A 21760-nucleotide genomic window follows, 5' to 3' on the forward strand; every position below is an offset into this window, starting at 1 on the left:
AAATATATGATATTCAAATATTCACCTCCTGGAGTGAAGAACGCTGCTTGAGACAAGGCCTTGCAAACCAAGAAACCCATTCCGGCCGACACAGATGCTAAATATCTGTCTGGCAAGATAAGTTTTCCGAAAGCGGCCATCTGCCTAAGACCATTGGCCGAGACCTGCTTGTCATGCAGTCCGCTGCCAAAATATTGGCGACCAGAGCTTGATCTTTCTGTTGCGCTGTTTCCAGCCATTTTCGAGACGTGGATTGGCTGACGCCCTCCCCGCTTCGCCCCAGTGAGTTGTTCCGATTGCTCTCGATAGCCATCATGACTCCCTATGGACAGACAGCTATTGGGAACCATCAATGGACGGTCATATGCAACACTCCGCTGACGATCGTGTGCCGAATTCTTCGATGGCGCGTTCACCGCATCCTGGCACGGATGATTACGAGAACCTGCCGCAATTTCCAGCCAGATTCCCCCTGCCTTTCCGCCGGACTATCCGGCGTCCGGAACTCCACCAGATTGTTCCTCTGGCCGAAACGACGATCTACGAAATGGAGCAGCGCGGCGAATTTCCACGTCGATTTAATCTCACCCCACGCTGCGTCGTATGGGACTTGGATGAGATCGATGCATGGATAGAAGCCCGCAAGCAGGCCTCTCGTTCTGGTGATATCGCCAAATCGGCTGGACCTGATGTCAGGCAGCGCAGGAGCCGGCCCGTGCGCAATGCAGGCAATCTGTAGTGACGCGGTCAGGCGACCAATAGTTGCAGTTCCTTCGCCGCCGCCATAGGCAACCGGCGGACTTCCTTGGCCAGATTGACCTCCAGCGCTGCCCGTGCGGTTTCCAGCATCTTCCGCTCAAGGGCGTAACCGCCCTTCTCTTCCAACCAGGTGAGCACTTCGGCCAGATGCCAGATCGAGGCACTGCCTTCGTGCACAGCGGCGGGAAAGCTGCCGGGATGGGCGAGCATCAACTTGCGCATGTTCTGGCGCGACACACCGACGATTTCTGCCACGTCGGTGAGGCCGACAAAATCTGGGGTCGCTTCGACCAGGCGTGCGGATGGGATGGCGCGCTTCACGTCGGCCAGCGCGCTGCGCACAGCCGCATCCGCGTTGTCCGCCTCGCGGATGAACTCCAGCGCCAGCCGCCCCGGCTGCCCGATGCCGATCAGGGCATCGTCGCAGCCCGCCTCGCCCAGGCTCTCCACCAGCGCATCCACGTCACGGTCATCGTCTACGAGCTGGTATTTCAGGGTGAAGGTGTATTCCATCGTGCTACTCCTCAGTGCTATCGCCAGCCTCATGTGCCTTGCGATGCGTGGTGCAGTTGTCCACGACGCGCCGCAAGGCGCGTGCGTGGTTACCAGGGTTCTTCGGCGTACTCCATATGCTGGTGATACAGAATTCGCCACAGCGGCATTCCTCATCGTTGTACGGACAATAAATCCGCCCCCAGGCATGGCTGCCACCGACTTCGATGCGCCAACCCTGCCTTTCGACGTGCTTGAGCGCGTCCTCTACCTCTTTCTTTGTGTGAGAGGGACGGGTCATCAGTAGTCTCCAGTATGGGGATGTCTCGATGGGTTGTCAAGTGACAACCCATCATCCATTTGAAACCGCCGCGCTCAACACCGGAATCGCCACGTTTTCCGGCATCAGCTTCGGCACATAGGTCTGGCCATCGACCCACGCATCAATGAGGTTGGCCCACTCCTGCAACATATGGCGCCGCTGCTCGGCGTATTCGGCCTTGTTGTAGACCGAGCGTGACGAGCGGCCATCCTCATGCGCCAGGCACTTTTCGATCCAGTCACCGTTGAAGCCGATCTCGTTCAACAGCGTCGAACCGGTACGGCGAAGGTCGTGCACCGTGAACGGCTCCAGCGGCAGGCCAGCCGCGCTCGCCCGCTCCGACACGATCTGTGTGACCCGGTTAAGCGTCGCCTTCGACATGCAGCGGTCCGAGTCGTAGCGAGACGGCAGGACGTACTTCGACCCCGCAGCGCAGGTGTGCAGCGCCACGAAGATATCCATCGCTTGGCGAGACAGATAGACAACATGCGGGTTGCGGCCTTTCATCCGCTGTTTCAGGATTGTCCAGGTCGCGCTCTCGAAATCGACCTCTGCCCAAGTCGCTTCGATCAATTCGCTCTTGCGAACCAGCGTCAGCAGGATCATGCGCAGCGCCAGCCGGATGGTCGGGTACGTGGCCACCGACTCCATCTGCCGGCACATCAGGCGAATTTCCATCGGGGACAGAGAACGATCCTTCGGCACGAAGGTCGCGATCGAAGCCGCGCCCACACCGTCGGCTGGGTTGTCCACCTTCTCCCCGTGCAGGATGGCAAAGGCAAAGACCTGCTTCACGATATCGCGGACATGGACGGCGGTCGCGGGTGCCCCGCGGGCCTTCACCTTGTTGCACAAGGCGCGCAGGTCGTCGGCGCTGATTTCTGTGAGCAGACGGTTCTTGAGTGCCGGCAGGATGTCGCGGTCAACGATGCTCTTGCGCATCGCACGGGTGCTGTCGGCCATACGGGCGTCTGCCAGCCAGCGACCGGTCATGTCGCCAAAGGTCTTGGCTGCGGTCAGGCGTCGCTTCTCCCGCTGTTTTTCGTGGGCCGGGGACTCGCCCCGGGCGACGGCCCGTTTGGCGTCCAGCAGCTTTTCCCGCGCCAAGGCGAGCGAAATGCCGGCTGGGCCGTACCGGCCCAGCGTGAGCGTTTCCCGGCGGCCGTTGAGACGGTAGTCGTAACGGAAAGCGATAGTGCCCGCCGTCGATACCGTCACGTACATGCCATCACGGTCAGAAGCCTTGTACGGCGCGGCTTTAGGCTTGAGGTTGCGCAGTGCGGTGTCAGTAAGCATCGAGGTTCTACTCCCTGGTTATGACGGTTTTTACCGTCAGGGGTCAGGAGACCTGAAGATGCCTTGGAACCCGCATGAAATCTAGCTTTTCATCGGGCTTTTTACCGTCCAGACCGAAAAAGTCTGGATAGTAAACAAGCGGGTCTGAATCCGGGCTCAGTTTTTACCGTCAGCTTTACCGCCAAACCATTCCGCTGGCCGGCGATAGCCACCGATAGCCTTCGCGGCATAAGTCATTTTAAATCAACAACTTACAGCGACTATTCGATAGCTGGCGATAGTCCCCGAAGGACCCGATTTCACTCCCACTCAATCGTCGCTGGCGGTTTGCTACTAACGTCATAGGTCACGCGGTTGATACCGCGCACTTCGTTGATGATCCGGCCTGAAACTTTTTTCAGCAGCGCATATGGCAGCTCGGCCCAGTCCGCAGTCATGAAGTCGCTGGTTTGCACGGCGCGCAGTGCTACGACGTATTCGTAGGTGCGGCCATCGCCCATCACTCCCACGCTTTTCACCGGCAAAAACACGGTGAAGGCTTGGCTGGTCAGCTCGTACCAGCTTTTGCCGCTGGCAGCGTCTTTGAAGTTGTGCAGCTCTTCGATAAAAATGGCGTCGGCGCGGCGCAGCAGGTCGGCGTATTCTTTTTTGACTTCACCCAAAATGCGCACGCCTAAACCGGGGCCGGGGAAGGGGTGGCGGTAAACCATCGCTGCTGGCAGGCCCAGCGCTACGCCGAGTTCGCGCACTTCGTCTTTGAACAGGTCGCGCAGCGGTTCCAACAGCTTCAAGCCCAATTGCTCAGGCAGGCCACCAACGTTGTGGTGGCTTTTGATGGTGACGGCTTTCTTGGCACCGGAGCCGCCGGATTCGATTACATCGGGGTAAATCGTGCCTTGCGCCAGCCATTTGGCGCCCTTGGCGCCGGCGCTGGTGAGCTTGGCAGCTTCTTGTTTGAAGACGGTGACAAATTCGCCACCGATGATTTTGCGTTTGGCTTCGGGGTCGGTCACACCGGCCAGCTTGCCCAAGAACAATTCGCTGGCATCGACGCGAATTACCTTCGCTTGCAGCTTGCCGACGAACATCTCCATCACCATGTCGCCTTCGTTCAAGCGCAGCAGGCCATGGTCAACAAACACGCAAGTCAGTTGGTCGCCAAGGGCGCGGTGGATCAGCGCGGCGGCAACCGACGAATCAACGCCACCTGACAGACCCAAAATAACTTCTTCGTCGCCCACTTGCTGGCGAATCAGCTCGACGGCTTCGGCGATGTGGTCGCGCATCACCCAGTCGGCCTGTGCGCCACAGATGCCCAAGACAAAGCGGTCCAAAATTGCTTGACCTTGTTGGGTATGCGTGACTTCGGGGTGGAATTGCACGGCATAAAAATGCCGGTTTTCGTCGGCCATGCCGGCAATCGGGCAGCTGTCGGTGCTGGCCATCAGCTTGAAGCCGGGTGGCAGATCAGTGACTTTATCGCCGTGGCTCATCCATACGTTCAACATGCCGTGGCCTTGCACGGTAGTGAAGTCGGCAATATCTTTCAGCAGTGCTGTGTGGCCATGCGCACGCACTGCCGCTGCGCCAAATTCGCGTTGGTGGCCGCTTTCCACCTTACCGCCCAACTGGTGTGCCATGGTTTGCATACCGTAGCAAATGCCTAGCACTGGCACACCCAACTCGAATACGGCTTGCGGTGCTTTGTCAGTGGCGGTGTCGTATACGCTGGCGTGGCTGCCAGAGAGGATGACGCCCTTGAGCGTGCCGTCGGCGGCGTAGGCGCGCACCCATTCGTCGGTCACGTCGCAGGGATGGACTTCGCAGTAGACATGGGCCTCGCGCACGCGCCGCGCAATCAGTTGCGTGACCTGGGAGCCGAAGTCGAGAATCAGGATTTTGGAGTGTTGCATGGCGAGAACAAAGGGGAAAACAAAAACAAAGGCCCGAATGCCGCGCTGCGTCGGTTCGGGCCTATGGAGAGTTACAAAGAAAAATCAGTCGGCGCGGTAGTTGGGCGCTTCTTTGGTGATTTGCACGTCGTGGACGTGGCTTTCGCGGATGCCGGCGGTCGTGATTTCGACGAATTCAGCCTTCTGGTTCATCTCTTGGATGGTGGAACAGCCGCAGTAGCCCATCGCCGCGCGCACGCCGCCGGCCATTTGGAAGACGATGGAAACCATCGAGCCTTTGTAGGGCACGCGGCCTTCAATGCCTTCGGGTACCAGTTTGTCAGCGTTGGGGTTACCGGTGGTGGCTTCTTGAAAGTAGCGGTCGGCACTGCCTTGCTGCATCGCGCCAATCGAGCCCATGCCACGGTAGCTTTTGTAGCTGCGGCCTTGGTACAGGATGACTTCGCCCGGGGCTTCTTCAGTGCCGGCAAACATACCGCCCATCATGATGGTCGATGCGCCCGCCGCCAATGCCTTGGCAATGTCGCCGCTAAAGCGGATGCCGCCGTCGGCAATCAACGGCACGCCGGTGCCTTGCAAGGCGGTGGCGACGCTGTCAATCGCCATGATTTGCGGCACACCGACACCGGCGACGATGCGCGTGGTGCAAATGGAGCCGGGGCCAATGCCGACCTTGACCGCATCAGCGCCGGCTTCAACCAGCGCCAGTGCGGCGGCACCGGTGGCAATGTTGCCGCCAACGACGTCGATTTGCGGGTAGTTTTGCTTGACCCAGCGCACGCGCTCGATCACACCGTGGCTGTGGCCGTGGGCGGTATCGACCACGATGGCATCGACGCCGGCTTTGACCAGCAATTCAACACGCTCTTCGGTGCCAGCACCGACACCAACTGCCGCGCCGACGCGCAGACGACCTGAAGCGTCGCGTGCGGCATTGGGGAAGGTGGTTTGCTTGTTAATGTCTTTGACGGTGATCAGACCTTTGAGCTCAAAAGCGTCGTTCACCACCAAGATGCGCTCTAGCTTGTGCTTGTTCAGCAGCGCTTTGGCTTCTTCGGGGGTGGTGCCGTCTTTTTCGTTGACGGTAATGAGCTTTTCGCGCGGCGTCATGATCTGGCTGACCTTGACGTCGTAGCGGGTCTCAAAGCGCAAGTCGCGGCTGGTGACAATGCCGATGACTTTGCCACCGTCGCACACCGGAAAGCCCGAGATACCGAGGTTCTCAGACAGCTCCAGTACTTGCAGCACCGTGTGCTGGGGCGTGATGACGACCGGGTCGTTGACGACACCAGACTCGTGGCGCTTGACCTTGGCGACTTCCGCCGCCTGCTCTTGGGCCGAGAGGTTTTTGTGGATGATGCCTATCCCGCCCTCTTGCGCAATGGCGATGGCCAAGCGCGCCTCTGTGACAGTGTCCATGGCAGCGGACACTAAAGGCAGGTTAAGCGAGATATTGCGCGAGAAGCGCGTAGCAAGAGAAGTGTCCTTGGGTAGGACCTGGGAGTACGCTGGTACCAACAACACATCGTCGAAGGTCAGCGCTTTTCCGAGAAGGCGCATGTGAAAGCTCCAAAAAAACGATTGTACCCGCCATGTGCCGCCACTTTGACTTTGCGCCATGGCGCGCCGCTACACTGGCGCACATGAAAATGCATAAAATTTTCCTGCTTGCCCTTGCGTATACCTGGTCGGCAGGCGCCTTTTCACAATGGCAATGGACAGACAAGGACGGGCGCAAGGTTTTCAGCGACCGCCCGCCCCCGATCGAGATACCTCTTTCCCATATCCTGAAACAGCCCCACAGCACCCCCACCAGCAAGGGAACGCCTCCGGTGGCAGATCCACAAGCAGCGCCTGCCGGCCCCGCAAGTGCGGCGACACCCAAAATTGCGCCGGCCAGTGGCACCGACAAGGAACTGGAAGAAAAAAAAGCCAAAGCCGAAGCCGCCGAGGCAGCGCAACAAAAGGCGCAGGATGCCAAAAACGCCGCAGCGCGCGCCGACAACTGCACTCGCGCACAACGCGCAAAGACTACTTTCGACTCCAACCGCCCTATCCGTCAGACCAATGCCGAAGGCAACTCGGTGGTACTGGATGCCAACGAGCGCGCAGCCGAAGTACGCCGCATCCAATCCATCATCGACTCGGACTGCAAACGCTGAGCGTCAATAGCCTTGCTTGCCCCCGGGACGCTGGCGGGCAAACAGGCCGGTGGTCCGCGCACCTTGGCGCGCAAAACGCTCGCGCCGGGCTACTTTGGGATCGACGGTCAGAGGGCGGTACATCTCCAGACGATCACCATCGCGTAAAAGCTGCTCAGGCGCTACCACGCGGCCCCAGATGCCATACAGCGTAGCGCCCACTGCCACATGATCTGCCAGCACATCCGCCACCCGGATGCCTGCTGGCAGGTGCAGTGTCCGTTCGCGCACCTCGCCCGGCACCAGCGACACAGCCAGCGTGATGCGCAGGCCAGCGCCTGCAGCCGATACCTCTGCCTCAGCCATACACCTGCTCGGCGCGTTTGACAAAGGCATCCACCAAGCTGCCGGCAATGCGGTCAAACACCGGGCCGACCAAAGCGGCCAGCGTTTTGCTGGAAAAGCCGTAATTGAGCACCAATTCGACACGACAGGCGCGCTGACTACCGTCGCCCACCGGATGAAAATGCCAGTCGCCATCGAGCCGCGAAAACGGTCCCTTGACCAAGCGCATCTGTACTCGCCGACCGGCCTCATGCATGTTGCGCGTAACAAAAGTCTGGCGCAGGCCACTCAGGGCAATGCCGATCTCGGCCAACATACCGGCTTGGTCTTGTTCGATGACACGCGAGCGGTCGCACCAAGGTAAAAACTGCGGATATTTCTCCACCTCCACGACCAGAGAAAACATCTCCTCGGGGCTATACCAGATCAATACGGACTTGCTAACAGTTTTCATGTGGGGCGCTGGGCCATGCATGGCGGCAGGTAAAGCCCGCCCACACAGCCGGAGTAACTAGAATCGCAGATGCGCGAAGCCTGCAATTGTAGGGAGGCCTTTTATCTCCCTCCTGGCCCGCCCTATTCCTGATGGCCAAGAAACCCCAAACCTCCTCCCGCATTGCCGACAATAAAAAAGCGGCATACAACTATTTTTTTGAAGAACGCCACGAGGCCGGTATCGTGCTGCAAGGCTGGGAAGTCAAGGCACTGCGCGAGGGCAAGGTGCAGCTGACCGATGGCTACGTGGTGATCCGCAATGGCGAGCTGTTTTTGATCGGCTGCCAAATCAACCCGCTCAAAACTGCCTCCACCCACGTCAACCCGGACTCGGTGCGCACTAAAAAGCTGCTGCTGCACAAGGAGCAGATCAAACACCTGATCATCAAGATCGAGCAAAAAGGCTACACCCTGGTGCCCTTGAACCTGCACTGGAAAGAGGGGCTCGTCAAATGCGAAGTGGCGCTGGCCAAGGGCAAAGCCGAGCACGACAAGCGCAACACTATCAAAGACCGCGAAGGCAAGCGCGAAGTCGAGCGCGCCATGAAAAGCCACAACCGGTAACCGCTTGCATGGCTTGCATGGCTTGCATGGCTTGCATGGCTTGCATGGTGCAGCACATCTGCAGGTAGCATGGGTAAGACAGGCGTGTGGCATAGACACCGTGCGCCAAGTCGGCCTTTTCTCTGACATCACAGCAGCGATGCGACTCCTACACTGACCGTTCTTTAACGAAGGAGAGCGCCATGAAAATTCTTGCAACTGTGCTGATGACATCTGCCCTGATGGCTGGCTGTTCCGCGCCTGAATCCCAACGGAACAATGCCATGCAAGGCGACAATTCTCAAGCTAAAAGTAGCATGCAGGATCATGCCAACGCGATGCCTATGCGCTCCTCCGATGGCAGCATGGGCAACACGCAACGGAACAACGCCATGCAAGGCGACAATTCTCAAGCCAAAAGTAGTATGCAGCACCAAGCCCGCGATATGCCCACGCGCGCCTCCGATGGTCGCCTGATCGGTCCCAACGGCCACACGGTCTACACCTTTGCCAGGGACAGCAGTAATGCTGGCACTTCGGCCTGCTACGACCAGTGCGCCCAGAACTGGCCCCCCCTGACTGCTGCTCCCACGGCCCAAGCCACTGGCGACTACAGCATCATTACCCGCACCGATGGCACCCGCCAGTGGGCCTTCAAGGGCCAGCCGATGTACTACTTTGCCAGGGATGCGCAACCTGGCGACAAGGTCGGTGACGGCGCCATGAGCGGCGCGTGGAAAGTCATCACACCCTGATGACGTGCCAATAGGCCAGCACACATAAAAAAGCGGTGTCCAACACCGCTTTTTTTATTTGAGCGCAGATGGTTTATTGCAGCTGTGCCAGCGGATGTGCCTGCGCGGGCCACGGACTGACGAAGAACGGCGCCACCATCGCCGGTGTGACGTCTTCAATGCGCGCTGGCAGCCACTGGGGTGTCTGGTCTTTGTCCACCGCCAGGGCACGGATGCCTTCGAGGGTTTCGCTCTGACCGGGGCGCAGATAAAAGCAATGGCGCACCAAGTCGCGCTCCATGCGCAAATCATCGGCTAAGCCCATGCTGCGGGCACGGCGGATTTGCTCCAGCACCACATGCTGCATCAGCGGCGAGCGCTTGCGCAGCGTCGCCGCAGCAGCACGTGCCCAATCGCTGTCAGCAGCCTCCAGCGCAGCCACGATGGCAGCCACACTGTCTAAAGCAAAATATTGGTCTATTTGTGCTCTAGCCTTTACGGTATCTGCGCTATTAGCTATTAATTTTGATATGACAAAATCTTTCACTGCAGCGCCATCGGCAAACGATTCGCTGCCCAGCAGTTGCCACAGCGGCTCTTGCTGCTCCAGCGCGATGCGTTGATCGGCCAGACCGCAGGCAATGGCCTGTTCAGCGCCAATCGTCTCGCCCGTCAGCGCCAGCCACTCACCTACATGGCCGGGGCAACGCGACAAAAAGTAGCCGCCACCCACGTCCGGGAACAGGCCAATCGCCGTTTCCGGCATGGCCATCTTGGTGCGATCGGTGACGACACGCAGCGCCGCGCCCTGGCTGATGCCCATGCCCCCCCCCATGACGATACCGTCCATGAAAGCGATATAGGGCTTGGGGTAGTTATGGATCAAGTGGTTGAGCACATATTCTTCGGTGAAGAAGTCTTCCAGCTGTGGATTGCCCACGGTGCCCGCTTGGTGCAAGAAGCGGATATCGCCGCCAGCGCAGAAGGCACCAAACGGGCCTTCCTTATTGCTGCCGCGCACGGCCACTGCTAGCACTCGGTCATCGTTCTGCCAGGCCAGCAAGATGGCCATCAACTCACGCACCATGCCCAGCGACAGCGCGTTCAGCGCTCGCGGCCGGTTCAGCGTGATAAAGCCCACCTGACCGCGCACTTCGCTCAATATCTCAGATACGGTCTCGGTCATTTTTCTTCCTTCCTAGTTCCATTGGTGACAAAAAGCGACCATTGTGCGATACGCGGCCGCACCGATTGCGCCACTGAGCTGACACGCGGCGCTAGCACAGCCACTCACCAACAAAAAAGCCACTGTTTTTGCAGTGGCTTTTTTGGTTTATGCCGGCATCAATGCCGGATAAAAATCAACGACCGGCGCGCTTGCGCTCGCTTTCGGTCAGGTAACGCTTGCGCAGGCGAATCGACTTGGGTGTGATCTCGACCAGCTCGTCGTCCTCGATGAATTCCACGCCGTATTCCAGCGACACGTCAATCGGCGGCGTGACCTTGATCGCGTCTTCCTTGCCGGAAACGCGGAAGTTGGTCAGCTGCTTGGTACGGGTGGCATTCACCACCAGATCGTTGTCACGGCTGTGGATACCAATGATCATGCCTTCGTACACCGGATCATTGGCCTTGACGAACATGCGGCCACGGTCATCCAGCTTGCCCAGGGCGTAGGTGAAGATTTCACCATCGTCCATGGAGATCAGCACGCCGTTCTTGCGGCTGGCGATGTCGCCCTTGTGCGGTTCGTAGCTGTCAAAGATATTCGAGATCAGGCCGGTGCCGCGCGTCAGGTTCAAGAACTCATTGGTAAAACCAATCAGGCCACGGGCTGGAATGCGGTACTCCAAGCGCACGCGACCACGGCCGTCGGACTCCATGTTCACCAGTTCACCCTTGCGCTCGCCCAGCGCCTGCATGACGCCACCCTGGTGAATTTCTTCGATGTCGGCGGTCACCAGTTCGATAGGCTCGCACTTTTCACCGTTGATTTCACGGTACACCACGCGCGGCTTGGACACGGCCAGCTCGTAGCCTTCGCGGCGCATTTCTTCCAGCAAGATGGTCAGATGCAGTTCACCCCGGCCCATGACTTCAAAAATGCCGTCTTCATCGGTTTCGCTGACGCGCAGGGCCACGTTGCTGCGCAGTTCGCGCTGCAGACGATCCCAGATCTGGCGGCTGGTGACGTACTTGCCTTCGCGGCCTGCCAGGGGGCTGTTGTTGACGCAGAAGTTCATGGTCAGCGTCGGCTCGTCGATCTTCAGCATCGGCAGCGGTGCGGGTTTGAGCGGATCGGTCACCGTCACACCCATGCCCAGCTCGGCAATACCGTTGATCAGCACGATGTCGCTCGGGCCGGCTTCTTGCACCTGCACGCGGTCAATACCCTGGAACTGCAGCACCTGGTTGATACGGCCTTTGTAGGACTTGCCGTCCGGGCCTTCCATGACCAGCACATCCATGTTGGGACGCACCGTGCCCGCCGTGATACGGCCAATACCGATGCGGCCGACAAAGGTCGAGTAATCCAGCGCAGAGATCTGCAACTGCAGCGGCGCTTCAGCATCGCCCTTGACCACGGGAACGTGGTTCAGGATGGTGTTGAACAGGGCCGACATGTCGGGGCCCCACTGCTCGCCATGGGCGCCTTCTTCGAGCGAGCTCCAGCCATTGATACCCGAGGCATAGACCACGGGAAAGTCCAGCTGCTCATCGGTCGCGCCGAGTTTGTCGAACAGGTCGAATGCGGCGTTGACCACGTAGTCAGGGCGCGCACCGGGCTTGTCCACCTTGTTGACCACCAGAATCGGCTTCAGACCCAGGGCCAGCGCCTTCTTGGTAACGAAACGCGTTTGTGGCATGGGGCCTTCTTGCGCATCGATCAACAGCACCACGCCATCGACCATCGACAGCGCGCGTTCGACTTCACCGCCAAAGTCGGCGTGACCGGGCGTGTCGAGAATGTTGATGTGTGTACCTTCCCAGCTCACGGCGCAGTTTTTGGCCAGGATGGTGATGCCGCGCTCGCGCTCGATGGCGTTGTTGTCCATCACGGTATCAACCATTTTTTCGTGGGTCGCGAAGGTGCCGGACTGGCGCAGCAGCTGATCGACCATGGTGGTTTTGCCGTGGTCAACGTGGGCGATGATGGCGATATTGCGGATTTGTTTGCTCATAGTTTTTCCAAAATGCCGGCTTTAGAGGGAAAAGGTGCTCGGCGTACTTTGCAGGATTTGTTCAATTTCGATGGGGCTGAGAAGGCGGTCGGGGATCAATTCCCCGGCGACCGTGTGGCCCACGCCCAAGAGTGCTGCGGGATCGGCGCCAAACACGGCGACAGCTGGGGTGTCAGGCCACGCACCGCGCCGGCGCACACCAGACAGAAAACGCGCTGCGTCTTCGCTGTCTAGTGTGATTTTGAGGTGATCGACCAGCAGCGCCTCGGGCGGCAGCAGACAGGCCAAGCGCTGGGCCTCGTCCATGGCTTCGAGCTGCGCCAAAGTGACGCAGCGCTCAATGCCGAGGCCACCGGTGTCAATGCGGCGCAAAAAAGTCAGGTGGGCGCCACAACCGAGTGCCGCTCCGATGTCTTCGCCGAGCGTACGGATATAGGTACCTTTGCTGCATGTAACTACTATTTTGATAGCTGTAACCGCTTGCCCATCAAGCGTTAGAGCCATATTTAATGCATAAATCTCGATGTCACGCGCCGCGCGCTCGACTTCGATGCCGGCACGTGCATATTCGTACAGGGCTTTGCCGTCTTTTTTCAGCGCGCTGTACATCGGCGGCACCTGGCGAATCGGCCCGGTGAACTGCGCCTGCACCTGCGCCAAGCGCTCGGGTGTGAGCATGTCTGGCATGACATCGCACTGCGCCAACACCTCGCCCTCGGCATCGCCGGTGGTGGTGGTGATGCCCAGCTGGACGATGGCTTCGTAGGTTTTTGGCGCATCCAGCTGCAACTGGCTGAACTTGGTTGCGGCGCCAAAGCACAGCGGCAGCACGCCGGTCGCCAGCGGATCGAGCGTGCCGGTGTGGCCAGCTTTTTCGGCGCGCAGCAGCCATTTCGCCTTTTGCAAAGCGTCGTTACTGGAAAACCCCAGCGGTTTGTCGAGCAACAACACCCCATGCACAGGGCGCCGCTGCACCCTCGTGCGTGGCGCGTTCATGGTCTAGTCGTCTTGGGCGCGGGAAGAAACCGCCTTGGCAATCAAGGCGTTCATGTCGGCCGCCTTTTCAGAGGTGCGGTCGTAGACAAAGTGCAGCGTCGGTACAGTGTGGATGTGCAGGCGCTTGAACAGGCCGCTGCGCAAAAAACCAGCGGCCTGGTTTAGGCCTTCTTGCGTTTGCTGCGGGTCACCCGTCAGCAAACTGAAGAACACCTTGGCGTGGGCATAGTCGGGCGTGACCTCGACACCTTGCAAGGTCACCAGACCGACGCGCGGGTCTTTCAACTCGCGCGCGATCAGCTCCGACAGATCGCGCTGGATCTGGTCGGCCACCTTGAAGGCGCGGTTGGGCGTGGAGGACTTTTTGGCTGCCATGGCTTACAGAGTCCGCGCAATTTCCTTGATGTCGAAGAATTCCAACTGGTCGTTTTCTTTGATGTCGTTGTAGTTCTTCAGCTTGATACCGCACTCGAAGCCTTCCTTGACTTCGCGCACGTCATCCTTGAGGCGCTTGAGGGAATCAACTTCGCCGGTGTAAATGACGATGTTTTCGCGCAGCAAGCGGAACTTGGCATTGCGGTGTACCGAGCCTGAGGTGATGTAGCTACCGGCAATGGTGCCGATTTTGGTCGCCACAAACACGGTGCGAATCTCGGCGGTACCGATGATTTCTTCGCGCTGCTCTGGAGCCAACATACCGGACATGGCGACTTTCAACTCGTCTACCGCGTCGTAAATGATGCTGTAGTAGTTCAGGCTGATGTCGTTGTTATCGGCTAGCTTGCGCGCACCGGCGTCAGCGCGTACGTTAAAGCCAATCACCAAGGCCTTGGAAGCAATCGCCAAGTTGATGTCCGACTCGCTGATACCACCCACACCGGCATACACCAGCTGCACCTTGACCTCGTCGGTCGAGAGCTTGAGCAGCGACTGCGACAGCGCTTCTTGCGAACCCTGCATGTCGGCTTTGACGATGATCGGCAACATTTTGACTTCGCCGGCATTGATGTCGGAGAACACGTTCTCCATCTTGACTGCCTGCTGGCGAGCCAGCTTGGTGTTGCGAAATTTGCCCGCACGGTAGGTAGCGATTTCGCGCGCACGGCGCTCGTCGGCCATCACCATGAAATCGTCACCGGCTTGCGGTACTTCTGTCAGGCCTTGGATTTCGACCGGAATCGATGGGCCCGCAGTTTTAGCGGTCTTGCCGTTTTCGTCCAGCATGGCACGCACGCGGCCAAAGGTCTGGCCAGCCAGCACGATGTCGCCGACCTTCAAGGTACCGGCTTGCACCAGCACCGTAGCCACCGGGCCGCGGCCCTTGTCCAAACGCGCTTCGATGACGAGGCCCTTGGCCAAGGTATCGACCGGCGCTTTGAGCTCCATCACTTCGGCTTGCAACAGCACTTGCTCCAGCAGCGCGTCGATGCCCAGGCCGGTTTTGGATGAGACCTGGATGAAAGCGGCATCGCCGCCGTACTCTTCTGGCACCACCTCTTCAACCACCAGCTCTTGCTTGACGCGCTCGGGGTTGGCATCGGGTTTGTCCGACTTGGTGATGGCCACAACGATAGGAACACCGGCCGCCTTGGCGTGCTTGATGGCTTCCTTGGTCTGGGGCATCACGCCGTCGTCGGCCGCCACCACCAAGATGACGATGTCGGTCGCCTGCGCACCACGGGCACGCATGGCCGTGAAGGCTTCGTGACCGGGGGTATCGAGGAAGGACACCATGCCGCGCGGCGTTTCCACGTGGTAGGCACCAATGTGCTGGGTAATGCCCCCGGCTTCGCCCGTCGCCACTTTGGTGCGACGGATGTAATCCAGCAGCGAAGTCTTGCCGTGATCGACGTGGCCCATGACGGTGACCACGGGAGCGCGCGGCAGTGACTCAACGTCTTGCTGCGGGGTCTCGTGCTGGGCAAAAGCTTCAGGATCGTCCAGCGCAGCGACAAATGCCTTGTGGCCCATTTCTTCGACCACGATCATCGCGGTGTCTTGGTCCAGCGGCTGATTCATGGTGACCATCTGGCCCATCTTCATCAACGCCTTGATGACTTCAGACGCCTTGATCGACATCTTGTGTGCCAGTTCTGACACCGTGATGGTTTCAGGAACGTGAACTTCCAGTGTGCGCGCCTCAACGGGAGCGGCATGTGCGTGGTGATCACCCCGATCGTTGCGGTCATTGCCGCGTCGTCCGCTACCGCCACGGGGACCGCCGCGCCAAGCGGTAGGACGGTTGGCTGCACCGGCGTCACCGCGGGTGGGAATGCCCTTTTTCTTGGCTGGATCGCCCGCCCAGCTGGAGGACAGCTTGGCAGATTTGACTTCTTTACCTGCGCCAGCAGCCGGCGTGCCGGCAGCGGCAGTGCGGGCACCAGGAGCCACGACAGGCTTGTGCAGCGTGCCCTTCTTGGCATCGGCGGCAGCCGGACGGGCCACGGGCTTGGGCTCTTCGGGCTTTTTCGCGACCAGCACCTTGGCAGGCGTGGACATCATGGAACGGATGGCTGCAGCCTCGGCCTCGGCCTTGCGGCGGCGATCGCTCAGATCGACAGCACGGACGGCTTCTTCCTGTGCACGGGCGATAGACTCAGCCTCGGCTTTTTCACGGGCTTGCGCCTGCACTGCGGCGCGTGCAGCAGCTTCTGCCGCGTATTCGCGCGAAGCCTCCTGCTTGACCGCAGAGGCCTGGACCTTTTTCTGGGCTTCTTGGGCGGCGTAGGCAGCGGCGCGTTCTGCGGCCTCACGCTCGCGCTGTTCGAGTGCCTGGCGCGCTTGGCTTTTTTCGCTCAATTCTTCCTCTTGACGACGGATCAAATCAGCCTGGCCACGCGCTGCTTCTTCGCGGCGAACCAGTTCTTGGTTTTCAGGAATAGGCGCAGCGACGGGTGCTGCGGGCGTAGCGGCTACAGGCGGCTGAACAGCCTCTGGAGTCGAGGTTTCACCGCTCTCATCGCGCTTGATGAACGTGCGCTTCTTGCGCACTTCCACCTGGATGGTGCGTGCTTTTCCACTGGCATCGGCCTGCTTGATTTCGCTGGTGGATTTTTTCACCATCGTGATCTTTTTACGATCTGCGGTGGTTCCGCCATGGCCGGCCTGCAAGTGAGCGAGCAATTTTTGCTTGTCAGATTCGGTCAGGGCATCGCTGGATGCAGCCTTGACCACCCCGGCAGATTTCAGCTGATTAAGCAGATCTTCGGGGGTTTTTTTGAGCTCGTTAGCAAACTCGGCGACTGTGATACTGGACATATATGGTTCGTTCCTCCCTGACCGTTACTCTTGCCCGGCGAACCAGTGTTCGCGCGCCTTGAGAATCAAGGCCGTGGCATCTTCTGCAGACTGGCCGGTCAGATCGGTCAGCTCATCAACGGCCAAATCGGCCAGGTCATCACGCGTGTGCACGCCACCTTCGGCGAGCTTGGCAATCAATTCGGGCGTCATGCCGTCCAGATCGCGCAGGTTGAGCGAAATGTCTTTAGCGCTGTCTTCACGCGCAATTTCCATGGTCAGCAGCACGTCCTTGGCGCGGGCGCGCAGCTCGTTCACGGTGTCTTCATCGAAACTTTCGATGTCGAGCATTTCTTGCAGCGGCACATAAGCCACTTCTTCCAGGCTTTCAAAGCCCTCGGCAATCAAGATATCGGCAATTTCTTGGTCAACATCCAACTTTTCCATGAACAGGCGGCGTGCCGTATCGGTCTCATCGGCCTGTTTCTGGGCGGACTCGGCAGCGTCCAGGATGTTAATTTTCCAGCCGGTCAAATCGGACGCCAAGCGCACATTTTGACCGCCACGGCCAATGGCAATCGCCAAATTTTCTTCGTCCACGACCACATCCATGGCGTGTTTTTCTTCATCCACCACGATGGAAGTGACGTTGGCCGGAGCCAGCGCACCAATGACAAACTGCGCCGGGTCTTCCGACCACAGCACGATGTCCACGCGCTCGCCGGCCAATTCATTGGTCACGGCATTGACGCGCGTGCCACGCACACCGACACAGGTACCGATGGGATCGACGCGGCGGTCGTGCGACAGCACGGCAATCTTGGCGCGGCTGCCGGGGTCGCGGGCGCAGCTTTTGATCTCTAACAGGCCTTGCTCAATTTCGGGCACTTCATGGCGAAACAGTTCGACCATGAACTCAGGAGCTGAACGCGACAGGATGATCGGCGCACCGCGCAGCGTCAAATCGACTTCCATGATCATGGCGCGAACCCGGTCACCGTTGCGCAGATTCTCTTTGGGGATCATCTCGCTGCGGCGCAGGCGGCCTTCAACGCGACCAGACTCGACGATCATGTCGCCCTTGTCCATGCGCTTGAGGGTGCCGGTGAAGATTTTCTCGCCGCGCGACATGAAATCGCTCAGCAGCATTTCGCGCTCGGCGTCGCGGATTTTTTGCAGGATGACCTGCTTGGCTGCCATGGCACCAATGCGGCCGATGGGTACGGACTCGATGATTTCTTCGATGTACTCACCCACCTCGACGTCAGCCACGCGTTCGCGTGCATCCATCAGCAGCTCTTCTGCCTCGGGATTTTGCAAACCAGCGCCGTCTTCGACCACCAGCCAGCGGCGGAAGGTTTCGTAATTTCCGCTATCCCGATCAAGCGCAACGCGAATATCAACCTCGCCTTGGTACAGCTTTTTGGTAGCTTGCGCCAAAGCCAGCTCCACGGCGCCCAGCACCACATCGCGCTCGACGTTCTTTTCGCGCGAAATGGCCTCAACCAACATCAATAATTCGCGATTCATGCAACGACTCTCCTGTTTCGTACACCAGGGACAACGGTCTTGCGACCCTGGCCCACTACAACCATCCAGCAACTTAATCCGGCAGTGACCCGGACTTCGCTCCCCGCCCCTTAAAATCAACGATGGGCGCCAGACGCGCATCACGCAATTCATCGAGCGTAAAACCCAACGCCTGCAAGGGCGCCGGCACCCGCTTTTTGCTCACTCTGTGACCAGGCTTGACGGGCGGCTCATCGCTCCAGACGATTTGCCAGCCACCGGCGTCGGCACGCTCGAGCGTGCCGCGAAACTTTTTGCGCAGCGGACTGACCTGACCTACTCCAGCCACCCCAATGGGCGCCTTGAGCGTCAGATCAATCACCGATCCGGCAAAACGTACGTAATCCTGTTCGTGGCGCAAAGGCCTGTCGATACCGGGCGAGGAGACCTCCAGGCGCTTGTATTCAGCGCCATCGACTTCCAGGGCAAACTGCAACTGGCGCGTGACCTTTTCGCAATCCTCCACGGTGACATATTCTTCAGGCAGCGGCTCTACCCCCTCGGCAGGCGCCTGCCAAGGCCAATCGATGGTGATGCGCAATAAGCCACCCGGGCAGCGCTCGATCTCCACCAAGTCATACCCCAAGCCGGTTACGGTCTGCTCAACGATTTGCTGCAATGCCACGTGTTCTATTCATTCCTTGAAATACAAAAAACTCGATAACCCCCAAGAGGCTTCGAGCTCCTAAAGCTGACGGCCAAAAAAAACGGGCGGTTAGTACCCGCCCGTTTGGTCGTGAGACTTGCATTATAGCCCCTAACGGCCACATTTGGACAGACGCATTCTAGGCCAAACGGCTTGGCAAGGCACTCTCACCCCCGCCTCATCCCTGCCAGAAATAAAGCTTAAACAGGCCTCTAACCCTTACCCATCAAGCACCTGCAGCTATTATATAGAGAGTGGTTCGAGCAATTGCGCGACATCGCTTTCGGTGAACAGCGGCGCCTTCTCCATCCCCGTTTCGCTGTAGAGGCCGCCGGCCAATTGTGCCTTGCGCTCTTGCAGCGCCAAAATGCGCTCCTCAATCGTGCCCTGCGCCACCAGCTTGAGCACCCAGACGCTTTGCGTCTGGCCAATGCGGTGGGCGCGGTCGGTGGCTTGCAACTCCACCGCCGGATTCCACCACGGATCGTAGTGGATCACGGTGTCGGCCTGCGGCAAATTCAAGCCAACGCCGCCGGCCTTCAGGCTGATCAGGAACAGCGGCACCTCCCCGCTGGTGAAACGCTCGATGATCTGCTCGCGCTTTTGGCTTTGCCCGGTCAGTTTGACCCAGGGCAGCTGGCGCTGTTTCAGCTCGGCCTCGATCAGCGTCAGCATGGTGGTGAACTGGGAGAACAGCAATATGCGCCGCCCCTCGGCCAGCATCTCGATCAGCATCTCCATCAGCTGCTCCAGCTTGGCCGACGCGGTGACCTTTTTGGCGGCCTCCAGCGACAGCAGGCGCGGGTCACAGCACACTTGGCGCAGCTTGAGCAGGGCGTCAAGAATCGTGATTTGCGACTTGGCCAAACCTTTGTTGGCCAGCGCCTCGCGCACGGTTTTTTCCATGCCCAAACGAATGGTTTCGTACAAATCGGCCTGCGCGCCCGACAACTGCACCTGCACCACGGTTTTAATCTTCGGCGGCAGCTCGTGCGCCACCAGCGCCTTGGTGCGGCGCAGCATGAAGGGCGTGATGCGGGCGCGCAACTGCGCCAGGCGCTCAGAGTGGCCCTGCTTTTCAATGGGGGTGCGAAACAGCTCGGTAAAACGCTTGTGGCTGCCCAAAAAGCCCGGCATCAAAAAGTGGAACAGGCTCCAAATCTCGCCCAGGTGATTTTCCATCGGGGTGCCCGACAGGCACAGGCGATGTTGGGTTTGCAATTGGCCCACCACCTGCGCGGCGTGGGTATGGGCGTTCTTGATGTTTTGCGCTTCATCGAGCACCACGATGTGCCACTGCGCCGCCAGCCAGCGCGCACGGTCGCGCTGCAACAGCGAATACGGCGCAATCACCAAGTCATGCTCCGTGATGGCATCGGCCACGGCATGCCGGTCTTTGCCGTGCAGCACCAAGCTGCGTAGTTGCGGACAAAAGCGCTCCGCCTCACGCTGCCAATTGCCCATCAGGCTCACGGGAGCAATGATCAACGCCGGATGCGTCAGGCGTCCGGCGTCTTTTTCGACCTGGATATGGGCCAGCGTCTGCAGCGTCTTGCCCAAGCCCATGTCGTCGGCCAGCACACCTGCCAGTCCGTGCGTGCGCAAGAACTGCAGCCAATTCAGGCCCTGCTGCTGGTAGGGGCGCAACTGCGCCTGCACGCTGGCGGGCACTGGCACCTCGGGCAAGACGCCGCCGTGCAGCGACTGCACTAGGGCACGCAGCGCGGTGGCACCCTGCCACTCCACGCCCTCGCCCAGCGCGGCACTGGTGCGCAGTGCATCCAGGCGCGACAGGCGCAGGTGCTCGCCGCTAAAATCGTAAGTGCGGTCGCCCACCAGTTCCAGCAGCGCCGCCATCCAGGGGCGCAGCGCATCGGTCGGCAAACGCACAAAACCGCCGCAATCCAGTGCGGGCAGATAGACATAGGGCGGCAGTGCCGGCAACCCCGTAGCCGAATCGAGCGGGTGCGTGGCGGCGGCATCGATCAAAGCCGGCAGCAGCGACAAGATATTGCGCCGCTGGCCTTGGATCTCGATGCCCAGCGACAGGTCAAACCACGGTGAAATTTCTGCCTCAATGACACCGTCCTCGTCCACGGTCACGCCACCCGCCGGCTGCAATTGCACATCCAGCGCCTCGGCATAGGTGATCCAGTCCTCCAGCGCCGCATCGATGGTGAGTACAAAGTCAGCGTTGCGCAGCGCCTCAAAACCGTTGTCCGCCCAGTGCAACCACTGCTGCTGCAGATTCAAACCAGGAACGCAAAAATAGCCGCCGTTCATCCCCTGCAGCCCCAGGGCAAACAGACGGTCTATGGCATCCAGTTCGGCCTGACCATCACGCTGCAGCAGCACACGCCCGGCGGGGCTGTCCACCATCACCGACAGCGGCTCGGTCAGCCACCAGCCAACGCAGCCCTGGTAGTCAAAGCGCAACTGCGCGGTGATCAGGCCATGCTCTGCCACTTCATGGGCTGGCGTGGGCACCAAATGCAAGCGCGCTACCGGCGCCTTGCCGGCGATGCGGGGCATGTCCTGCAGCACCGGCGGCAAAGGTACTGAGCCCAGGCGTTGCACCAGCTCGGTCTGGTATTTTTTCACGACCTCACTGTTCAGCGTCGGCGCCCGAAGCAGCGCCTGCAACTGGCCGGAGTTGAGCGATCCGGCCTCCACCGGCCCGCACAGCGCACGCGCCGCATCCAGATACAAAGGCGGATGATTCAAGCACAGCTTGGCGCTGGTTTGGGCCAATTTCGGGCGCAAAGACCAGCTGCTGTCGGTCTTATCCTTCTCTTGGCCCTTCTCTTGGCCCTTCTCTTGGCCCTTCTCTTGGCCCTTCTCTTGGCCCTTCTCTTGGCCCTTCTCTTGGCCCTTCTCTTGGCCCTTCGCTTTGGCGCCGGGCGGCGCAGCCTCCTTCCACGTCCAGTCTAGCGCCAGCGGCTCGCCCCACTGCACCGGCGCATCCGACAGCTGATCGTTCAGGCTGATGAAGAGGCGCCCGGTGCTGGCCGCCTGCTGCAACACCTGCTGCCCGACGCTGCCCTGCGGCAGTACGCACAACAGGCTGTCGATGCTGCTGTAGTAATAACT

General features: G+C 59.6%; 20 protein-coding genes. 4 read left to right on the top strand and 16 right to left on the bottom strand.

Features of this window, described 5'->3' with window-relative positions; all coding sequences use genetic code 11:
* A partial coding sequence (locus Q390_RS20205; protein ID WP_211250499.1) for a hypothetical protein occupies nucleotides 1–239 on the bottom strand: 239 nt, incomplete at its 3' end.
* Nucleotides 240–364: 125 nt separating this feature from the next.
* On the opposite strand from Q390_RS20205, the gene Q390_RS19700 reads away from it, so the two are divergent.
* Complete coding sequence (locus Q390_RS19700) at nucleotides 365–739, top strand: helix-turn-helix transcriptional regulator (protein WP_245606948.1); 375 nt, start codon at nucleotides 365–367, stop codon at nucleotides 737–739.
* Between the two features lie 8 nt (nucleotides 740–747).
* Here the strand turns inward: Q390_RS19700 and Q390_RS0116515 are convergent, their stop codons facing one another.
* The 5 genes from Q390_RS0116515 to guaB all read right to left on the bottom strand — a co-directional run bounded on the left by Q390_RS0116515 (nucleotide 748) and on the right by guaB (nucleotide 6342).
* Entirely contained in the window at nucleotides 748–1272 is a 525-nt protein-coding gene (locus tag Q390_RS0116515; RefSeq protein WP_027997059.1) for a helix-turn-helix transcriptional regulator, read from the bottom strand.
* 4 nt (nucleotides 1273–1276) lie between these two features.
* Nucleotides 1277–1552: a hypothetical protein gene (locus Q390_RS19705; protein ID WP_084153971.1), complete on the bottom strand. Its 276-nt coding sequence runs from the start codon at nucleotides 1550–1552 to the stop codon at nucleotides 1277–1279.
* Between the two features lie 51 nt (nucleotides 1553–1603).
* Nucleotides 1604–2869, bottom strand: a complete 1266-nt coding sequence (locus tag Q390_RS0116520; protein ID WP_027997060.1) for a tyrosine-type recombinase/integrase — start codon at nucleotides 2867–2869, stop codon at nucleotides 1604–1606.
* Nucleotides 2870–3168: 299 nt separating this feature from the next.
* Nucleotides 3169–4782 carry a glutamine-hydrolyzing GMP synthase gene (gene guaA, locus Q390_RS0116525; RefSeq protein ID WP_027997061.1) on the bottom strand — a complete coding sequence of 538 codons (1614 nt, stop codon included), beginning with the start codon at nucleotides 4780–4782 and terminating at the stop codon, nucleotides 3169–3171.
* Nucleotides 4783–4866: 84 nt separating this feature from the next.
* Nucleotides 4867–6342, bottom strand: a complete 1476-nt coding sequence (gene guaB, locus Q390_RS0116530; protein WP_027997062.1) for an IMP dehydrogenase — start codon at nucleotides 6340–6342, stop codon at nucleotides 4867–4869.
* A gap of 83 nt (nucleotides 6343–6425) precedes the next feature.
* On the opposite strand from guaB, the gene Q390_RS20690 reads away from it, so the two are divergent.
* Entirely contained in the window at nucleotides 6426–6944 is a 519-nt protein-coding gene (locus Q390_RS20690) for a DUF4124 domain-containing protein (RefSeq protein WP_027997063.1), read from the top strand.
* 3 nt (nucleotides 6945–6947) lie between these two features.
* On the opposite strand, the gene Q390_RS0116540 is transcribed toward Q390_RS20690, so the two are convergent.
* Nucleotides 6948–7289 carry an RnfH family protein gene (locus tag Q390_RS0116540; RefSeq protein ID WP_027997064.1) on the bottom strand — a complete coding sequence of 114 codons (342 nt, stop codon included), beginning with the start codon at nucleotides 7287–7289 and terminating at the stop codon, nucleotides 6948–6950.
* Complete coding sequence (locus tag Q390_RS0116545; RefSeq protein WP_027997065.1) at nucleotides 7282–7722, bottom strand: type II toxin-antitoxin system RatA family toxin; 441 nt, start codon at nucleotides 7720–7722, stop codon at nucleotides 7282–7284. The genes Q390_RS0116540 and Q390_RS0116545 overlap by 8 nt, the downstream gene beginning before the upstream one ends.
* Nucleotides 7723–7853: 131 nt before the next feature.
* Between Q390_RS0116545 and smpB the strand changes: the two genes are divergently transcribed.
* Both smpB and Q390_RS18815 read left to right on the top strand, forming a co-directional pair.
* On the top strand, nucleotides 7854–8327 hold the full coding sequence (gene smpB, locus Q390_RS0116550) for an SsrA-binding protein SmpB (RefSeq protein WP_027997066.1): 474 nt from the start codon (nucleotides 7854–7856) through the stop codon (nucleotides 8325–8327).
* 323 nt (nucleotides 8328–8650) lie between these two features.
* Nucleotides 8651–9061, top strand: a complete 411-nt coding sequence (locus Q390_RS18815) for a COG4315 family predicted lipoprotein (RefSeq protein WP_245606949.1) — start codon at nucleotides 8651–8653, stop codon at nucleotides 9059–9061.
* A gap of 73 nt (nucleotides 9062–9134) precedes the next feature.
* On the opposite strand, the gene Q390_RS0116560 is transcribed toward Q390_RS18815, so the two are convergent.
* From Q390_RS0116560 to Q390_RS0116595, 8 genes are all read right to left on the bottom strand, one after another.
* Nucleotides 9135–10226 carry an enoyl-CoA hydratase/isomerase family protein gene (locus Q390_RS0116560; protein WP_027997068.1) on the bottom strand — a complete coding sequence of 364 codons (1092 nt, stop codon included), beginning with the start codon at nucleotides 10224–10226 and terminating at the stop codon, nucleotides 9135–9137.
* A 175-nt stretch (nucleotides 10227–10401) separates the two neighbouring features.
* A complete protein-coding gene (gene typA, locus Q390_RS0116565; RefSeq protein WP_027997069.1) occupies nucleotides 10402–12222 on the bottom strand; it encodes a translational GTPase TypA in 1821 nt (606 codons plus the stop codon).
* Nucleotides 12223–12243: 21 nt separating this feature from the next.
* A complete protein-coding gene (truB, locus tag Q390_RS0116570) occupies nucleotides 12244–13218 on the bottom strand; it encodes a tRNA pseudouridine(55) synthase TruB (RefSeq protein WP_027997070.1) in 975 nt (324 codons plus the stop codon).
* Nucleotides 13219–13221: 3 nt separating this feature from the next.
* Nucleotides 13222–13593: a 30S ribosome-binding factor RbfA gene (rbfA, locus tag Q390_RS0116575; RefSeq protein WP_027997071.1), complete on the bottom strand. Its 372-nt coding sequence runs from the start codon at nucleotides 13591–13593 to the stop codon at nucleotides 13222–13224.
* 3 nt (nucleotides 13594–13596) lie between these two features.
* Entirely contained in the window at nucleotides 13597–16476 is a 2880-nt protein-coding gene (gene infB, locus Q390_RS0116580) for a translation initiation factor IF-2 (protein WP_027997072.1), read from the bottom strand.
* Nucleotides 16477–16500: 24 nt separating this feature from the next.
* A complete protein-coding gene (gene nusA, locus Q390_RS0116585) occupies nucleotides 16501–17985 on the bottom strand; it encodes a transcription termination factor NusA (RefSeq protein WP_027997073.1) in 1485 nt (494 codons plus the stop codon).
* Between the two features lie 73 nt (nucleotides 17986–18058).
* Nucleotides 18059–18649: a ribosome maturation factor RimP gene (gene rimP, locus Q390_RS0116590; protein ID WP_027997074.1), complete on the bottom strand. Its 591-nt coding sequence runs from the start codon at nucleotides 18647–18649 to the stop codon at nucleotides 18059–18061.
* A 264-nt stretch (nucleotides 18650–18913) separates the two neighbouring features.
* A partial coding sequence (locus Q390_RS0116595) for a DEAD/DEAH box helicase (RefSeq protein WP_027997075.1) occupies nucleotides 18914–21760 on the bottom strand: 2847 nt, incomplete at its 5' end.

The organism is Simplicispira psychrophila DSM 11588, assembly GCF_000688255.1.
In the GTDB taxonomy this organism is placed as follows: Bacteria; Pseudomonadota; Gammaproteobacteria; order Burkholderiales; family Burkholderiaceae_C; genus Simplicispira; species Simplicispira psychrophila.